Here is an 18,139-nt window from a genome sequence, read left to right on the forward strand (position 1 = left end):
CATTCTTAGCGATACCTGCGAGCACAAGGAGTCTTTTATGGCAGAGCCACTTTCCGCCGGAATCACCCGCGACCGTGCGTTCGAATTGCTCAACGAGCACAATAAGGACCCGTTCCACATCACCCACGGCGAAACGGTCGAGGGCACCATGCGCTACTTTGCGCGCGAGTTCGACCCCGAGAACGAGGAGTTTTGGGGCATCGTCGGTCTGCTGCACGACCTAGATTGGGAGGAGCATGAGGACGACCCCATGAACCACACCATCTATGCGGCCGAGATCCTTGAAGGCGAGGGCGCCTCTCCCGATCTCATTCGCGCCATTCAGACGCACACGTCGGACTTCAACACCTCGCTGCCCAAGCCCGAGCTGCAGATGGAAAAGATCCTGTTTGCCTGCGACGAGCTCACCGGCTTGATCGGTGCTGCCGTCATCATGCGTCCGAGTAAGAGCGTCATGGACTTTACGACCAAGTCGCTCAAGAAAAAGTTCAAGGACAAGCGCTTTGCCGCCGGCTGCTCGCGCGACGTGATTACGCAGGGTGCCGAGATGCTGGGCTGGGAGCTCCCCGAGCTCTTCGACCGTACCATCGCGGCCATGCAGTCCTTCGCCCCCGACCGCGACACCTTTCAGGCTTAATTCCAAAACCACCACAAAGGGGACAGGCACCTTTGTGGTGGTTTTTGTTTGCGCGGGCGTTAGGGGCGGACCTGGCCGGTGCCTCGGAGCTTGTATTTGTAGGTGGTGAGGGCCTCGGCGGCAAAGGGGCCGCGGGCGTGGAGCTTTTGGGTCGAGATGCCAATCTCGGCGCCCAGGCCAAACTCGCCGCCGTCGGTAAAGCGCGTGCTGGCGTTGGCGTACACGGCCGAGGCATCGACCGCGTCCAGGAAGCGCTCGCAAGCATCCGTGTCCTCGGCAACGATGGCCTCGGAGTGCATCGTGCCGTAGCGATTGATGTGTGCGATGGCCTCGTCCTCGTTTGCCACGACCTTCACGCTCATCTCGAGCGCCAGGTACTCGCGACCCCAGTCCTCCTCAGTCGCGGCAACGTAGTCATCGCCCTCGGCAAGCCCGGCATCGGCGCACGCGGCGCACGTGGCCTCGTCGCCGTGAATGAGCACGCCGTGGTCGTGCAGCACGGCAACAACCGCAGGCAAAAACACATTGGCCACAGCATGGTCGACCAGCAGCGACTCGGCGGCATTGCACACGCCCACGCGCTGCGTCTTAGCGTTGACGATAATATTGAGCGCTTTATCGAAGTCGGCGGATTCATGCACGTAGATGTGGCAGTTGCCCGTGCCTGTCTCGATCACCGGAACGAGCGACTCGCGCACGCAGCGCTGGATCAGGCCCGCACCGCCACGCGGAATGAGCACATCGACGACGCCGCGGAGCTTCATGAGCTCGCCGGTGGCCTCGCGGTCGGTAGACTCGATCATCGACACGGCCTCGCGCGGGAAGCCCTTGGCCTCGAGCGCATCGGCCAGCAGTTCGGCAATCATGGCACACGAGTGATAGGCCAGCGAGCCGCCGCGCAGAATGCAGGCGTTGCCGGTGCGGATGCAGATGCCCGCGGCGTCGGCCGTCACGTTGGGGCGCGCCTCGTACACCATGGCGACCAGGCCCAACGGCACGCTCACGCGGGTGAGGTCCACGCCGCTTGCGAGCACGCGGTGGTCGAGCACGCGGCCGACAGAATCGGGCAGCTCGGCGAGCTTCTCCAGGCCGGCGACCATACCCTCAACGCGCTCGGGCGTCAGCAGCAGACGGTCGAGGAGCCCCGCCGAGGTCCCCGCATCGCGCGCGGCGGACATATCGAGCTCGTTGGCGGCGACGATGGAGTCGATACCGTTGCGCAGCGCTGCGGCCATGGCGCGCACGGCCTCCTGGCGCTGCTCGTCGCTCGCCGTGGCAAGCGAGGCCGACGCTGCCTTAGCGGCAACGGCAAGATCGTGGACATACGTGGCTATATCGACCGACATGGGCGGCCCTTTCTCCTAGAAGTTTGCAACCATGGTAGCCGATTTGCGCATGGCCTCGCCCGCGGCGGTAGAATTGGTCAACCCGAAACACCGCAACGAACGGAAGACTCACATGGCCCTCATCACTTCGTACCACGTCCCCGGCCTGTATGTCGAGGACCACAGCATCGACGTCCCCCTCGACTGGCGCGGCCTGGAGCCGATGCTCCTGGCCGTCGGCAGCACCATGCGCCGCGGCGCTATACCGACACCCATCGCCGGCGCGCCCGAGAGCATCAAGCTCTTCTACCGCGTGGTTTGCGCACCCGACCGCATCAACGACGACCTGCCGCTCCTTCTCTTTTTGCAGGGTGGCCCCGGTGGCGAGAGCCCGCGTCCGCTGTCGCCCACAAGCGATGGCTGGATCGAAGAGGCCGTCAAGCATTTCCGCGTCGTGCTGCCCGACCAGCGCGGTACCGGGCGCAGCAGCTGTGTAGACGGGCGCACGATTGCCGCACTGGGCGAGCGCGCCGAGGCGGCCGGCTCCGATGCTGCCCGCTCGCAGGCGGACTTCCTCAAGCGCCACCTCGCCAGCTCCATCGTGCGCGATTTTGAGTACCTGCGCCTGGTGGGCTTTGGCGGCAGGCCCTGGGTCACGCTCGGGCAGAGCTACGGCGGCTTTTTGACGCTGAGCTACCTGTCGCTCTTCCCCGAGGGCGTGGCGGCAAGCTTTACCTGCGGCGGCATCCCCCACGTACCGGCGAGCGCAAGCGAGGTCTACGCGCACACCTTCCCGCGCATGGCCGCCAAGACGCAGCAGTATTACAACCGCTACCCCGCCGACGTCGAGCGCGTGGCGGCCCTGGCAGATGCCCTCGAGGAGCAAAAGCCCGTGCTACCCGACGGCTCGCCGATGACGGTCGAACGCCTACAGCTCATGGGCAGCGACTTTGGCATGAAGCCGAGCTTTGAGCGCATGCATTGGATTATCGATCATGCTTTTGTTGACGGCGACGGCACGCTGGCCTGCGGCGCCTCGGTATCTGACAGCTTTTTGATGCGCGCCTTCGAGCGCACCAACACGCGCACGAATCCGCTGTACTGGACGCTTCAGGAGTTCATCTACGCCGACGGCGACACCATGCCCATTCGCTGGGCCGCGGCAGAAGAGAAGGCCCGTCGTGCCGAGTTCGACACGCTCACGCGACCGCTCATGTTTACCGGCGAGGCCATGTTCCCGTGGATGTTTGAGCAGATGCCCGAACTTAAGCCCTTCAAGCCGGCGATGGATCTGCTTATGGAAGACACAAGCTGGGACAAGATCTACGACCCGCAGCGCCTGGCGTGCAACGAGGTGCCCCTGCAGGCCGCGGTGTACTTCGATGACATGTACGTGGACTCGGGCATGCAGCTCGATACGCTCAATCGCGTGGGCAACTCGCATGCCTGGGTGACCAACGAGTTCGAGCACGACGGCTTGCACGGCAGCGTGGTGTTCAAGCACCTCTTCGACGAAGCCCTCAACCGCGGAGACCTGCGCCAGATCTTCTAGCAAAGGAGTGTCCCAAAGTGCCGGCACATAAGGAACGTCCCCAAGTGCCGGAAAAGGAGAGGCAGCACTGCTGGCAAAACGAGCCGCAGCGCTGCCTCTCTTTATGCAAACACTATCAAGTTGTCCCTATGGATCGCGGGCTTCTCGGCCAGGTCTGCGAGCAGGCGGTTGCTGGCAATCTGGTCCTGGCGGCGGCCGGCGGCAAGCTCCAGCACGTCCGAATCGGCCTCGGCGATACCACGGGCGACAACCATGCCGCTCGGGTCGCACACGTCGAGCACATCGCCCTCGGAAAACACGCCATCGACCTCGCGAATACCCACCGCGAGCAGCGACGAACCGCGGCTGACCAGCGCCTTCGCGGCGCCGTCATCGACCGTCACCGAGCCGTGCGCCTTGTCGCCCAGTGCGATCCACAGCTTGCGCGGCGCAATGTCCAGGCGCTCCGCCGGCGGATCGAACAGCGTACCCACGCTCTCGCAGCGGGCCAGACGCACGAGCGCATCGGGCTCCTCGCCCGAGCAAATCACGCTCTGAATGCCCGCCGTCATGAGAATGCGGCTCGCGCGGATCTTGGTGATCATGCCGCCCGTGCCCACCGATGTGGAAGAATCGCCCGCCGAGGCGATGATCTTGGCGTCGATCTTATGCACGACCGGGACGAACTCGGCCGTGGGATCCTCGTGCGGATTGGCGGTGTAGAGGCCATCGATGTCCGAGAGCGTCACGCACAGATCGGCAGAAACCAGGCAGCTCACAAGCGCCGCCAGCGTGTCGTTGTCGCCAAACTTGATCTCATCGACGGTGACGGTATCGTTCTCGTTGACGACCGGCACCACACCCAGCTCCACAAGGCGCAGCAGGGCGTCGCGCGCGTGCAGGTAGGACGTGCGGCGCGCCGTGTCGTGACGCGTGAGCAGCACGAGCGAGGTGAGCAGGTCGCGCGCATGGAACTCCTCGTCGTAGGCCGACGAGATGATGCACTGACCGGCCGAGGCGCAGGCCTGCAGGCTCGGCAGGTCACCGACCGGCTTACGGTCGAAGCCCAACACGGGATAGCCACAGGCAATGGCGCCCGAGCTCACCACGACCAGGCGCCAGCCAAGCTCGCGCAGCGCTGCGGCCTGATCGGCAAGCCCGCCGATAAAGGCGCGGTTGACCTTGCCGTCGGCGCCCACCACCGTGGACGAACCGATCTTTACCACCATCGTTTTATAAGAAGTCGTCATACGTCAAACCAATCAACTGTTCAGCGAACGGCCGAGCCGGCGGCAAGGGAAGCGTGACTCGCCCCTACCGCCCAAGGAATTAGTGAGCCCAGGGAAAGGCAGAGGCCGCGGCCATGTTCTTGCGCACGAGCTCGTCGCGCACCTGAGCCAGGCCCTGCTCCATACCCACCACATAGGTCTGCGGGTACAAGAAGCGCTTGAAAGCTGCGTCCAGATGGTCGAGCGCCCAAGCACAGCGCTCGCGCGCGTCCTGGATGCTCTCACGTGGAGCCACCGCACTGCCATCGCGCACGATCGGCACCAGCAGCTCGCAATACTCAAGTTCGGACACGTCGGTCACCAGGGCGGCATCGTTCACGGCCACAAGGGTATTGCCGCGCGCGGCGCCCTCCCCTGCCAGATGGTCCTCGTCATAAATCATGTCGCAGACCGGGCCGCCAAAGCCGTCGTAATAGCGTCGTACGCGCTGCACGCCGGGGATCGTGCGCTTGTAGGGCTGCTCGGAAAGCTTCACCACCGGCGTCCACGGCTCCGCGTCGCTCGCACGACGGGCCGAAAGCTTGTACACGCCGCCCAGCGCAGGCTGATCGTAGCAGGTCGCAAGCTTGGTACCCACGCCAAAGCTGTCGATGGGCGCGCCCTGGTCGAGCAGCGACTGAATCGTGTACTCATCCAAATCGTTAGAAACCGAGATCCCCACATAGGGCAGGCCCTCGGCATCAAAACGGCCGCGCACATACTTGGAGAGCTTGGCGAGGTCGCCGGAGTCGATGCGAATGGCCGACAGGCGCTCGCCCACCGCTTCCATCTCCTTGGCAACCGTAATGGCATGCTCGCAACCCTCGCGTACGTCGTAGGTGTCGATGAGCAGCGTGCAGTTCTTGGGACTCGACTTAGCAAAAGCCCGGAATGCCTCGAGCTCGGAGTCGAAGCTCATGACCCAGCTGTGCGCATGCGTGCCAAAGACGGGAATACCGTAGCGGCGGCCGGCGAGCACATTGGACGTAGAGGAGCAGCCGGCAACGTAGCTCGCGCGCGCGACGGCCAGCCCGCCATCGGGACCCTGGGCGCGGCGCAGGCCAAACTCGGCAACGGGACGGCCGTCCGCCGCCAGCACCACGCGCGCCGTCTTGGTGGCGACAAGCGTCTGGAAGCCGACGATGTTGAGCAGCGCCGTTTCGAGCAGCTGGCACTCCAGCGCGGGACCGGTGACGCGAACCATGGGTTCGCGCGGAAAGACGAGCTCGCCCTCGGGGACGGCGTCGATGTTTACATGTGCACGAAAATCGCGCAGGTAGTCGAGGAATGCGGGCTTGAACATCGCGCCGCCGGCCGGGGCCTGGAGTGAGGCGAGGTAGTCGATATCCTCGGGCGTAAAGCGCAGGTTCTCGACCAGCTCGGGCAGCTCGGCGGTGCCGCACATGACGGCATAGGCGCTGCCAAAGGGATGGTCGCGGTAAAACGCGGTAAAACAACCCTGCTCATTGGCCTTGCCGCTCTCCCACAGGCCCTGGGCCATAGTGAGCTCGTACAGATCGGTGAGCATTGCAATGTCGGTGGGATGAGAGATATCGGTCAAAGCCATGGGGCGACCTTTCGGATGCGTTGTGCAGAGGTTGAGGGTTGGCGAGGCGGGCGTGCGGGCATGGAGCCCAGCGCGAACAGGCTAGTGCAGACCCATGCTGGTCAGGATCGTGTAGCCCATAAAGATGACAAACGCGATGAGGGCAAGGACAATGATGATTTTTTGAGCCGGCGCCATACCGGGGATCTCGTTCTCGCCCGTGGGCTCCTTGGAGGTGACCATGCGCTGGGCAAAGGTCATCTCGTCACGGCTCGGTTTGGGCTCGACGGGCTTGGGACGAGCGGCCCTTTTAGGCTGAGGTTTGGGTGCGGCGGGCGCGGGCTTCGCGGCGGCGGGCCTGGGCGCGGGGGCGACGTTCGCGGCGGCCTCCTCGGCCTTCTCGCGCTCGGCACGCAGGGCGGTCAGCTCCTCACGCTCGCGACGTGCCTCTTCCTGGGCCTCGCGGCGGGCCTTCTCGGCGCGGAGCTCTTCCAACTCGGCGCGTTCCTCGGCAGACAGTGGTTGGGACTCAAGCTCGGCCATGGTACAGCCCTTTCTTTTAAAAAAAGCCGCCGACACAATGTCAGCGGCTTATCAAATCCAAGGGTGGAGACGAAGGGAGTCGAACCCTCGGCCTCTGCCATGCGACGGCAGCGCTCTCCCAACTGAGCTACGTCCCCAAGACAAGTTGATATTTTACCTACGGCTCGCCAACTGTCAACGCCCAATACCCAGTCTTTTTGGGACGCGGCTATTTTGACAACTTTTCGAGCAGGCGATCCTCTCGATGATTTTTTAATCCCCGTCCCAGAAAAATCATCGGCGAGCGCACTACTTTGCGCTGGTGAGGACGCCGGTGGTGTCGAACGCCGGGGTGAAGCTCTCGTCTACCGCTCCGCCTTCTTGCCAAAACATCGTCGTAAAGCCCAGGTCGTCGGCATGGTCGAGCACCTGCTCGTACTCCTCGCGCGTCACGGCGCGCGCCAGGTCGCCGCCTTGTTCGCGCATGAGGGCATTGGGCGTGTACTGGTTCATGACCGAGATCGGCACGTCGCCCACCGTCTGCCACACCAGGTCCAACACGCGGCACGAATCGTCCGCATGCCCCGGCAGCACCAGATGACGCACGATTATGCCGCGCTTCATGAGCCCGTCCCCGTCTACCAGCTCTCCCCCGCGGCGCTCAATTTCGCGCGCCATCTGGGCCAGACCCGACACAGCCACGCGCGGGTAGTCCTTAATATGAGAGAGTGACTGCGCAAGCGCCGCATTGGCATACTTAAAGTCGGTAAGCCACACGTCGACCAAATCGCCGAGCGCCGCCACGGCACTCGCACGCTCATAACCGCTCGTGTTGTAGACGATTGGGATGACCAACCCGCGCGTCCGTGCCGCGGCAATCGCGGCAGGCAACAGGTGCGCATAGTGCGTCGCCGTCACCAGGTTGATGTTATTGGCGCTCTGGTCCTGCAGCTCCAGCATAATCTCGACCAAACGCTCGGGCGAAATCTCAAGACCGAAATTGCCCGTCGAGATCTCGTGGTTTTGGCAGTAGATACATTTGAGCGAACAGCCGCTAAAGAAAATCGTACCCGAGCCGGCCTCGCCCGAAATGGGCGGCTCCTCCCACATATGGAGCGCCGCGCGGGCGACCTTAAGCGTGTTGTCGGCGCCGCACACGCCACGCGCGCCCTCGTCGCGCGCCGCACCGCAACGGCGCGGACACAAATGGCAGGCGGGCGAAAAAAGTTCGGTCAACGACGTCGGCATAAAAACATGCTCCAAAACAATGATTCAGCAGCTCAAACGTAAAGGGACCAACCGCACAGACGGCTCGAGCCCAAGGCGCCGTAATCGTCCGACACGATTTTTATAATGTCAAGACTGGAATCGACAAAGTGCCGCTTTATGATGTAGGTATTCCGCCCCCCGCGGAGCAACTGGGTGAACCGTCGCGTTTATTTAGGGAGCCCACACAGTCGTACCTAGTACAGGTATCCTTCGTTGTTAAGGACGCTGGAACAGTCGATGAGGGCACCCACCTGTTTTAGGTGGGTTCATTTTCGTAACGTGGGGGGTGGTTTTCATTTGCCGAAAACCACCATTACAGCCCATATGGATCCCCGCCGGTATCCCGACAAGCTATCGACAATACCCTAATATCTGGTAAGCGCGTGATTATCGCTGCGTGCAATTCCATGCACCCCCCTTGGTCGAGTATCATGGTTCGGCTATGCCCTTTGCGCTTAGCAACCTTTGACCTTTTCCTTCGACGCTTGGCGGTTTTTAGATTCATGGCTTCATCCCCGAGCTACATACCGTATCTATGCGTGGCAGCAGCGGCCTTCATCACGACCTTCCTCACGGTGCCCCTGGTCAAGTGCTTGGCAATTAAGCTCGACGCCGTCGACTATCCTTCTAAGCGCCGCATCAACACCAAGCCCATCCCGCGTTTGGGCGGAACGGCGGTGTTTTTGGGCCTGGTCGTTGCCTGTATTGTGCAAATCCTAGGCACCTGGTACCTGGGTTGGCCGCCCGTTTTGGTGCCCCACCCCCGTCTGCACATCAGCTACCCCATACTTGCGCTTTCTTTTACCGTCATCTTTGCGACCGGCGCTATCGACGACGTCTTCCAGCTCAAGCCCAAGCAAAAGCTGGCCGGACAGGTCCTCGCCGCGCTTATCGCCTGTATCGGCGGCCTACGGATCGGCGTCATCGTCAACCCGTTTGCCCCCGGCGAGATCATGCTCGGATGGCTCGCCTACCCCATCACCGTGATCTATCTGGTGGCATTCACCAACATCATTAACCTCATCGACGGCCTCGACGGCTTGGCCACGGGCATCTGCGGCATCGCGTCGTTCACCATGTTTTCGATGGCCGTTCTCTCGGGCCGCATCGACGCCGCCGCGCTCTCCATTGCGCTCTTTGGCGCCTGTCTGGCCTTTTTGCGCTACAACTTCAACCCCGCAAGCATCTTCTTGGGCGACTCGGGGTCGCTGCTTCTGGGCTTTGCGCTGGGCTCCATCTCGCTGCTCAACGTGAGCCGCACCGCCGCGCTCACCTCGCTTATCATTCCGCTCATCGTTGCCGGCGTGCCCATCATCGACACGTTTAGCGCCATCGTGCGCCGCAAGCGCGCCCACATTAGCATCGGGCAGGCCGACAAGGGCCACATCCACCACCGCCTGATCCAAGAAGGCTACAACCAAAAACAGGCAGTGCTCCTCATCTACGCCTGGTGCATCATGCTTTCGGCCGGCGCCGCCGCGATTAACCAGGTCGAGGTGCCCATGCGCGTGCTCATCTTTACCGTGCTCGCCATTGGTTCGGCGGCCTTTGCCAAGCATCTACATCTGTTTGAGCCCGTGCTGCGCCACCATTACAACAAGCGCACACACGAGGATGAGCTCGTCACCCCCGACGACCCCGCCTTTAAGCAGGAGGAGCAGGCAGCCGAGGAACGTAAGGAAGAGCGCCACCACAAGCTCTAGGGTAAGCTGCCGAGGAAGCGCCCAGGCGCCGCCGGCCAAACGCGCAGCCATGCCGCGCCCATCGCACATGCCGCCGATCTCCCGCCCCTCGCCTACTTACGACCCGCCCCTCCAATAAACGCGTTATCATCTTGACCAATGAACATACGTTAGGAGCAATCATGCCAAACGAGAACAGCTACGAAGTCGCGCTGCAAAAGAGCAACGCCATTCGCGAGGGCCTGGCAAAAACGCCCGAGAAGTTCACCATGCTTACCGGCGACCGCCCCACCGGCCGCCTGCACCTGGGTCACTACTTCGGCACCCTCAAGGGCCGTGTGGAGCTGCAGAACATGGGTGCCAAGACCAACGTACTCATCGCCGACTACCAGGTCATCACCGACCGCGACACGACCGAGCACATCCAGGACAACGTGTACAACATGGTCATGGACTACCTTGCCTGCGGCATCGACCCCGACAAGACCATGATCTACGCGCACTCCGCCGTGCCCGCCGCCAACCAGCTCATGCTGCCGTTCCTGTCGCTGGTCTCCGAGGCCGAGCTGGCGCGCAACCCCACGGTCAAGGCCGAGATGGAGGCCTCGGGCCACGAGCTCACCGGCCTTCTGCTCACCTACCCGGTGCACCAGGCCTGCGACATCCTGTTCTGCAAGGGCAATGTGGTGCCCGTCGGCCGCGACCAGCTGCCGCACATCGAGCTCACCCGCACCATCGCCCGCCGCTTTAACAACCGCTACGGCAAAGTGTTCCCCGAGGTCGAAGCGCTGCTGTCCGAGACCCCGCTACTGCCGGGCCTGGACGGTCGCAAGATGAGCAAGAGCTACGGCAACGCCATCAACATCTCGATGACCGCCGAGGAGACGGCCAAGCGCATCAAGAAGAGCCAGACCGACTCCGAGCGCATGATCACATTCGATCCCGAGAACCGCCCCGGCGTGTCCGGTCTGCTTTCGACGGCCGCCATCTGCACTGGCCGTTCCGAGGTCGAGATTGCCGAGGAGATTGGCATGGGCGGCTCCGGCCAGCTCAAGAAGTACGTGACCGAGGCCGTCAACGAGTACTTCGCGCCGATCCGCGAGCGTCGTCAGCGCTATGAGAACGATCTGGACTATGTGAAGGACGTGCTGCACGAGGGCAACCGTCGCGCCAACGAGATTGCCGAGCAGACCCTGGCCGAGGTTCAGGACGCCATGGGCATGGTGTACTAGATCGATCTGCTGGCTAGAACTTTCGATTGCTATAGGGCGGGCGCTAGTGCGTCCGCCTTTTTTGGTGCCCGACCGGTTCGGCTCTGCCCATTGCACTCCCCCGAAAAACAGGAACAGGCCCGCTGGCAGTTAGTTGCCAGCGAGCCTGTTCCCGAAGTACACCGTTGAATCGCACAGAGGGGAGGAATGCGAATCAAACTCAACAGGGCAGGCTTTTTCATCGCCTATTGCCTGCTCCGTTGCTGAATACAATATAGTTCACCGTGGTTTACTTTGTAGCGTCAATATGTTCCCCCATAGCTTCTCCATAAGTTAGCTCAGGTAAACTAGAACCACCACAAAGGGGACAGGCACCTTTGTGGTGGTTTTAACCACGGCAGAGCCGCTAGAGCCCTGCAGGCCAGCGACAGGCGGCCAAGTCGACGTGCATGTCGTCCTTAAACGCCACACCCTCCCCTAGCAAAAGCTCACGTTGAGCATCGGGACCGCCAAAAGCAAAACCATCGCATATGCGGCCATCGGCAAACACCACGCGGTGACAGGGAATCTCGCCGGGGCGCGGATTGCCATGCAGGGCATACCCCACGTACCGCGCACTTCGTGGACGTCCAGCAAGCAGCGCCACCTGACCATACGTGGCGACCATCCCCTCGGGAATCTGCTCGACCACCTCGTACACCCGCTCAAAAAAGCCCTCAGACGCCATTGCTCGCTCCCTTCCACCCGGAATAGCATAAACCACCACAAAGGTGCCTGTCCCCTTTGTGGTGGTTTTGGCAGGTGGGCTAGTTAACGGGCTGGAAGAAGGCTACGGCTACGGCGCCGGGGCCTACATGGGTGCCGATGGTGGCGCCGATGGTGTGAACGGGCAGTTCGCCCTCGGTGTGGCCAGCCCACAGTGCCGCGCTGTCCTCGATATACTTCTTGAGCACCGCATCCGAAAGGCCCGTATAGCCGAGCGCCAGCGGCATGGAAAAGTCGATGCCGCCCGCCTTTTCGACCTTCTGGTTGAGCAGGTTACGTCCGTTCTTGGAACCGCGCGCCTTGCCCAGCTGCACGATCAGACCGTCCTCGGCAGCCACCACGGGCTTTACGTTGAGCAGCGTACCCACGGCACCGGCCGCAGCAGACAGGCGACCGCCGCGCACCAGGTACTCCAACGTCTCGAGCAGGCCGATGACGACCACGCGGTCGCGCACGGCCTCGACAGCCGCCGCAACCTGAGCCGCGCCCTGGCCCTCGTCCACCAGGCGCAGCGCATACTCGACCAGCACGCGCTCGCCCAAGGTCACGTTATTGCTGTCCACGACGAACATGTCGCCGCCCGGCGCCTCGGCAAGTGCCGTACGAGCACTCTGGTTGGTGCCCGAGAGCTTGGCTCCCACGGTAATAATCACGGTCTCATCGCCGGCCTCACGCGCTTCGGCAATCGCCTGCGAAAAGGCGTACGGGTTGACCTGACCGGTCTTGGGCAGCTCATCGCGCTCCACAAGCATCTCGTAAAAGCGCTGGTGATCGATGTCGACGCCATCCATATACACATCGGTGCCAAAGGTGACGGACAGCGGCAGAACACGCAGAGCGGGGTGCTCCGCCGGCGACATATCGCTTGCGGAATCGGTAATAATGCGGACGGACATAACGAATCCTTTCTTGCGCAGGTCTCGCGCAGGGAATTTTGACAGCAATGTCCCGGCACGGCGTACGCGCTCAAACGGGACGATGCAGTTCTTGGCTGAAAGCTAGCGCCAGCGCGGCTCTAGATCTCGCGCAGGGTGTTGAGGATCGTGCGCAGCGATGCATACATCTGCTCGCGCTGCTCCACGCCCATGGCCTTGCCGGTGGTATCGAGCACCTCGCGAATGATGCGATCGGCCTCGCTCATGCTCTCGCCGCCCAGGGCAGTCAGGCGCACCGGAGCACGATACTTGACGGCCGCATCACCCGAGTCGTCAACCTCGACGTAGCCGCCCTCCTCCAGATGTGCCAGTGTGCGCGAAACGGCGGCACGGGTAACGCCGGCCATGCGGGCGAGGTCGGCGCCAGTCAGGCCGTCCTTGCTGCGCTCAAGATAGTACAGGCACATAACGTCGGAGCCCTTGAGGCCCAGCCTTGCGCCTTCGGACGTCTTGATACGCTGAATCTCCTTGTAGAGGCCGCTGATCAGTCCGACAAAGTCCTCAAAACGTGTCTCGTCGTTCTGCTGCATGGTGACGACCGCCTTTCGCTTACATGATGCTAACGGGTAAACATCTTAGCCGCACAAGGCAACACCCGTACCCAAATATCCCATTTGTTAACCCATCAACATAAAAACCACCACAAAGGGGACAGGCACCTTTGTGGTGGTTTGGGGCATCGAGTTTGATCCGCAGACTTCGCTACAGCCCCACGCAAGGATTGTCGCGGGTCACAAGCGTTTTAACGACAACCGTCGCTCCCAGATAGCGCTCGAGCAGCTCGGCTAAGCGATCGATCGCGGCCTGGCAATCCCCCATCCGCTCGGGCTCCACGCACTCAATCGCCAGGAAAGCATCGGCCGAATCATCGGACAACGCCGTTCGAACGCCATCGCGCCAGTTCCAGCAGCGGCATACGGCGCCCGCATCATCGATGTAGGCGAGCTCGCCGGGCAGCGTCGGGTCATCTGTCTCCTCGCCAAGCGGCAGAAATGAATCGCCACCGTCGGTCACCTTCAGGCAAAGGTCTCCCTCAATCGCGTGCAAATCCTCGCCGCCTACGGGCAGCGCGTAGGACAGCGACACCGTGTTGTAGATGTCCACCGCGGGCGTAATGTGGCCCACCGGCTTTCCTTTGAGCACGCGCTTGAGCAGGTTCTCAATTGAGCAACGCGCGCCCTTCTTGGTCTTGAATAGGCGATATGCCTCGCGCCATGCCTTAACCGGCGCATTCTCGCTGATGGTATCACTCGTCAGGTGACGCTCCGCATCGATATTGGCGCGGTCGAGCAACGCGGCAATCGCATCAACGTCCTCTTGAGGAATCTGAGCCGCGGGCTTCATGCCCTTTACGACCACAACACCGACAGCCGCCTGCGGAAATAGCTCCCAAAACGAATCCTCGGCAACGAAACTCTTCATGTGCTCTCCCTTCATAGCATGCGCCCGAGCCCGGGTGCCTAAACAAAAAGCGCTCTTACGACGGCCACCTTCAAAGTCCTACGGTGCCGCCACAAGAGCGCTTACGCTGCCCCCATCCGGAGAAGGGGGCGATATGTCAGGCGTATTGTAACCCGAGTCATTCGCCCAAGCAAAACCGCCACAAAGGTGCCTGTCCCCTTTGTGGCGGATATGGACTCGCGGCGACGCTAGTGTCGGAGTCCCAGCAGGCCGCGGCCGCGATGACGGGCGTCGGCGTGCACCTGAGCGTGCGGACCGGCGGCCTTCACGGACTCGGGCAGGTGCGAGTACTTCTTCTCGAAGTTCTCCTCGAACATCACGGCCAAGTTGTGCGCCGCCTCGTCGTAGCGCGCGGTGCTCTGCCAGTACTGGCGCGGCACCAGGATGCCGTCGGGCACGCCGTGGCACGTGGTGGGAATGTCAACGTTAAAGATATCGTCATGCACGAATTCGCTGTCCTCGATGGTACCGTCGAGGGCGCGGGCCACCAGGGCGCGCGTGTAGGCAAGCTCGATGCGATGGCCCACGCCGTAGCCGCCGCCAATCCAGCCGGTGTTGACCAGGTACACACGCGTGCGGCCGTCGGCGATGCGCTCACCGAGCATCTTGGCATAGACCATGGGGTCGAGCGGCATAAACGGCTCGCCAAACAGCGAAGAGAACGTGGGCGTGGGCTCGGTGACGCCGACCTCGGTGCCGGGGATCTTGGCCGTAAAGCCCGTCACAAAGTGATACATGGCGGCGTCGGCCGTCAGGCGCGAGATGGGCGGCAGCACGCCAAAGGCGTCGCAGGTCAAAAACAGCACGACGCTCGGAGTGGTGCCCATGCCCTTGGTCCACGCGTTGGGAATGTGCTCCACAGGGTAGGCCACGCGCGTGTTGTGCGTGATCGAGATGTCGTCGTAGTTGGGCTTGCGGTTCTCGTCGAGCACCACGTTTTCGCAGATCGCGCCAAAGCGGACGGCGTTGAAGATCTCAGGCTCGTGGAACGCGTCCAGGCCCTCGCATTTGGCGTAGCAGCCACCCTCGATGTTGAAGATGCCCATGTCGGACCAACCGTGTTCGTCGTCGCCGATCAGCAGGCGCGTGGGGTTGGCCGAAAGCGTGGTCTTGCCGGTGCCGGAGAGGCCAAAGAACACGGCGGTCTCATGCGTGACGGGGTCCATACTGGCCGAGCAATGCATGGGCAGCACGTCGTCCTCGACGGGCAGCAGGTAATTCATGACGCTGAAAATGGACTTTTTGATCTCGCCGGAGTAGCCGGTGCCGGCGACCAGAATCACGCGCTCCTGGAAGTTAATGACCACGGCGGCGCTGGAGTTGAGGCCCTTGATGGCGGGATCGCACTGGTAGCCCGGCGCGGCGAGCACGCAGAAGTCCGGCTCGCCGGTGCGTGCGATTTCACGGGCAAGCGGGCGGGCGAGCATCTGCTTAATAAAGAGCGCCTGGCTGGCACGCTCGCAGGCGACAAGCAGACGACGCGTATGGTTGCGGTCGGCACCGGCCATACCGCGAGTGACGAACACGTCGCGCTCGTTGAGATAGTCGACGATGCCGGCCTTGATGGCCTCGTAGCTCTCGACAGACAGCGGGCGGTTGACGGCACCCCAGGCAATCTTGTCGTGAACATCGGGGGTGTCAACGATAAAGCGGTCATTAGGCGAGCGGCCAGTGCGCTCCCCCGTCTCGATCACCAGCGCGCCGTTGGAGGCCATACGACCTTCGTTGCGACGGATGGCGTGCTCGACGAGCTCGGCTGCCGGCAGGTCGACCAGCAGGCGGGGCTGGTTCTCGGCAGGATCTTCGACCAGCGTAATGCCAAAGTTGGACAGAACTTCTGCAGGGGTAACACCTGGCATGGGGCCTCCTTTAAAAGCGCGACACGTGGACGCGGCGCGCACTTTACTCACGTAAAGCCCGTTGTACCCGATATGCAAAAACGTTTTTGCGGCAACGGCGAAGCGCCCGCCCAACGGTCAAAAATCGCAGGCAAGCGGCCTAGTCATTGGGGACGTTTTTAAACGACTAATCGTTGGGGACACTCTTGAACAGGCAACAACCAAGGAGCGTCCCCGGATGCCGGCACTCGGGGACGTTCCTAAAGTGCCGGCACATAAGGAACGTCCCCGAGTGCCGTCTACTGAATGGCGCCGCCGAAATTATCGAACAACCTGTTCAAAAACACGACCGAACACCGTCGCGTCTATACTAGAGTGCAGCAATAGAAAGGACTCCGCTTTGAGCATCACGCCCCTCGATAGCATTCGCCGCGCCATCGCCCGCCGCAATGGCGTCGCCGACCCCGCCGTAGCGGGCAGCGGCACCGCAAGGACCCAGGGCGGACGCATCGAGAACGGCCTGTTCCCCGCCTCCCACACGGCCGAAGAGCTCGCGCGCATCCAGGAGCTGAGCCAGCGCAACGCCGGCGGCCCCGACAGCAGCCAGGCCACACGCCGTCGCCGGCGCGAACGCGATCGGGAGCCCGGCCCCGTCCGCCGCATGGTCAACGCTTGGTGGAACCGCCTGCTCGGAGCCGTCTACGGCGGCGGCTTCTCCACACAAGAAGCCGAGTACGAAGATCACGCCACCCGTCGCGACTACCTTTGGAATACCCTGGGCACCGCCGTGTGGGGCATGGCGTTTCCGTTGCTCACCATCGTGTCCACACAGCTCGTGGGCGCCGAGGAGGCTGGCAAATTCTCCATCGCCTTTGTCACCGGCACGCTCATCATGATCGCGTGCAACTACGGCGTGCGCAATTTCCAGGTCTCGGATATCGACGAAAAAACCTCTTTCGCCTCCTACCAGCTCAACCGCTGGCTCTGCGGAGCGCTCGCGCTGGCATGCGGCCTGGTATACAGCAGCGCCCGCGGCTACGATGCGCAGATGGCCACGATCGGCCTGGGCGTCTACCTGTATAAGGTGATCGACGGCGTGGCGGACGTGTACGAGGGCCGCCTGCAGCAGGCCGACAAGCTCTATTTGGCCGGCATGAGCCAAACGCTGCGTTCCGCCGGCGTCATCGCGGTCTTTAGCATGGCGCTGTTCCTTACGCGCAGTATGCCCATCGCGGCCATGGCCATGGGCATCGCCGCGATTGCCTCGCTCGTGCTGGTCACCGCGCCGCTTGCCCTGCTCGAGACCGAAAAATCGCGCCGCGTGAGCCTGCGCGAGGTCGGCCACCTGTTTATCCAGTGCGCCCCGCTCTTTGGTGCGCTGTTCCTGTTCAACCTTATCGAGAGCATGCCCAAGTTCGTGATGGAAGGCACGCTGGCATACAAATATCAGCTGTACTTTAATGCCCTGTTCTTTCCGGCGCAGGCTATTTTGCTGAGCATTGGATTTATCTATAAACCGCAGCTCCTGCGCTTGTCGAGCATTTGGGCTAATCCTCGCAAGCGTCGTCGCTTTGACCTGATTATTGTTGCCGTTATGGCGCTGATCGTGGTCATCACCGGCGTGTGCGCCGCATTTATGGCAGGTCCCGGTATTCCCCTCATGAGCTTTATGTACGGCCTCAGCTTTGAACGCTACCGTACGCTGGCGCTGCTGATGGTCGTCGCCGGCGGCGTCACCGCGGCCATCGACTTTATCTACGCCATCATCACGGTGCTGCGCCACGCTGGAGACGTCACCAAGATCTACCTGATCTGCTTCGCCGTAAGCGTGGTGCTGCCGGTGATCCTGATTAAGCTACTGGGTCTGATGGGCGCTGTGGTGAGCTACCTAGCCATCATGGCCCTACTCCTGGTGCTGCTGATTATCGAATACGCCCACATCCGCCAACGCATCGAGCGCGACCGCAACCCCTACGGCGCCTAATTCGAATCAATTTGAAGAAAAGAAACGTCGATGTTTTGGCACCGACAGCGAGCAGTCTCGAAGTGCCCCAGGTTGGCGCGAAGGAGGAGCGACGCGTACTTCTGTACGCGAGCGACGGTTTGAGCGACAAGGTGGGGTGCTTCGGGGCTGCGCAGCGTCAACGTG

At 62.2% G+C, this 18,139-nt stretch carries 15 protein-coding genes and 1 tRNA gene; 5 read left to right on the plus strand and 11 right to left on the minus strand.

Translation table 11 applies throughout. From position 1 onward, the window contains the following. The first annotated feature begins 37 nt into the window (after positions 1-37). Positions 38-637, plus strand: a complete 600-nt coding sequence (locus DWW73_RS00200) for an HD domain-containing protein (RefSeq protein ID WP_055252329.1) — start codon at positions 38-40, stop codon at positions 635-637. A 59-nt stretch (positions 638-696) separates the two neighbouring features. Here DWW73_RS00200 and DWW73_RS00205 read toward each other — a convergent pair whose 3' ends face one another. Beyond that, positions 697-1,983 (minus strand): glutamate-5-semialdehyde dehydrogenase, encoded by a 1,287-nt coding sequence (locus DWW73_RS00205; protein ID WP_117778428.1) that lies wholly within the window; start codon positions 1,981-1,983, stop codon positions 697-699. A gap of 112 nt (positions 1,984-2,095) precedes the next feature. Here DWW73_RS00205 and DWW73_RS00210 point away from each other — a divergent pair, with 112 nt between their 5' ends. Beyond that, the gene (locus DWW73_RS00210) at positions 2,096-3,514 is read left to right on the plus strand and encodes an alpha/beta fold hydrolase (RefSeq protein WP_117778429.1); all 1,419 of its coding nucleotides are present in this window, start codon (positions 2,096-2,098) and stop codon (positions 3,512-3,514) included. Between the two features lie 101 nt (positions 3,515-3,615). Here the strand turns inward: DWW73_RS00210 and proB are convergent, their stop codons facing one another. From proB to DWW73_RS00235, 5 genes are all read right to left on the minus strand, one after another. After that, positions 3,616-4,743, minus strand: coding sequence for a glutamate 5-kinase (proB, locus tag DWW73_RS00215; protein WP_117778430.1), 1,128 nt, complete (start codon positions 4,741-4,743; stop codon positions 3,616-3,618). Positions 4,744-4,822: 79 nt separating this feature from the next. After that, a complete protein-coding gene (locus tag DWW73_RS00220) occupies positions 4,823-6,328 on the minus strand; it encodes a nicotinate phosphoribosyltransferase (RefSeq protein WP_117778431.1) in 1,506 nt (501 codons plus the stop codon). A gap of 81 nt (positions 6,329-6,409) precedes the next feature. Next, positions 6,410-6,850, minus strand: coding sequence for a hypothetical protein (locus DWW73_RS00225; RefSeq protein WP_117778432.1), 441 nt, complete (start codon positions 6,848-6,850; stop codon positions 6,410-6,412). Between the two features lie 64 nt (positions 6,851-6,914). Further along, positions 6,915-6,987: transfer RNA gene (locus DWW73_RS00230), tRNA-Ala, on the minus strand. Between the two features lie 151 nt (positions 6,988-7,138). Beyond that, on the minus strand, positions 7,139-8,077 hold the full coding sequence (locus tag DWW73_RS00235) for a radical SAM protein (protein WP_117778433.1): 939 nt from the start codon (positions 8,075-8,077) through the stop codon (positions 7,139-7,141). A gap of 524 nt (positions 8,078-8,601) precedes the next feature. Between DWW73_RS00235 and DWW73_RS00240 the strand changes: the two genes are divergently transcribed. Both DWW73_RS00240 and trpS read left to right on the plus strand, forming a co-directional pair. Then, positions 8,602-9,801 (plus strand): MraY family glycosyltransferase, encoded by a 1,200-nt coding sequence (locus tag DWW73_RS00240; RefSeq protein ID WP_117778434.1) that lies wholly within the window; start codon positions 8,602-8,604, stop codon positions 9,799-9,801. Positions 9,802-9,962: 161 nt separating this feature from the next. Further along, on the plus strand, positions 9,963-11,012 hold the full coding sequence (gene trpS, locus DWW73_RS00245; protein WP_117757745.1) for a tryptophan--tRNA ligase: 1,050 nt from the start codon (positions 9,963-9,965) through the stop codon (positions 11,010-11,012). Between the two features lie 385 nt (positions 11,013-11,397). Here trpS and DWW73_RS00250 read toward each other — a convergent pair whose 3' ends face one another. The 5 genes from DWW73_RS00250 to pckA form a co-directional block, all read right to left on the minus strand. Then, positions 11,398-11,718, minus strand: a complete 321-nt coding sequence (locus DWW73_RS00250; protein ID WP_089572047.1) for an MGMT family protein — start codon at positions 11,716-11,718, stop codon at positions 11,398-11,400. A 79-nt stretch (positions 11,719-11,797) separates the two neighbouring features. Next, entirely contained in the window at positions 11,798-12,652 is an 855-nt protein-coding gene (locus DWW73_RS00255; RefSeq protein WP_117778435.1) for a DegV family protein, read from the minus strand. Between the two features lie 119 nt (positions 12,653-12,771). After that, positions 12,772-13,221, minus strand: coding sequence for a MarR family winged helix-turn-helix transcriptional regulator (locus tag DWW73_RS00260; protein WP_022093866.1), 450 nt, complete (start codon positions 13,219-13,221; stop codon positions 12,772-12,774). Positions 13,222-13,393: 172 nt separating this feature from the next. After that, a complete protein-coding gene (locus DWW73_RS00265) occupies positions 13,394-14,113 on the minus strand; it encodes a B3/4 domain-containing protein (protein ID WP_117641034.1) in 720 nt (239 codons plus the stop codon). A gap of 227 nt (positions 14,114-14,340) precedes the next feature. Beyond that, positions 14,341-16,011: a phosphoenolpyruvate carboxykinase (ATP) gene (pckA, locus tag DWW73_RS00270; protein ID WP_199413443.1), complete on the minus strand. Its 1,671-nt coding sequence runs from the start codon at positions 16,009-16,011 to the stop codon at positions 14,341-14,343. A gap of 379 nt (positions 16,012-16,390) precedes the next feature. On the opposite strand from pckA, the gene DWW73_RS00275 reads away from it, so the two are divergent. Further along, positions 16,391-17,974, plus strand: a complete 1,584-nt coding sequence (locus DWW73_RS00275; RefSeq protein WP_369833027.1) for a lipopolysaccharide biosynthesis protein — start codon at positions 16,391-16,393, stop codon at positions 17,972-17,974. Positions 17,975-18,139: the final 165 nt, after the last annotated feature.

Source organism: Collinsella sp. AF16-8 (assembly GCF_003462695.1).
Taxonomy (GTDB): Bacteria; Actinomycetota; Coriobacteriia; order Coriobacteriales; family Coriobacteriaceae; genus Collinsella.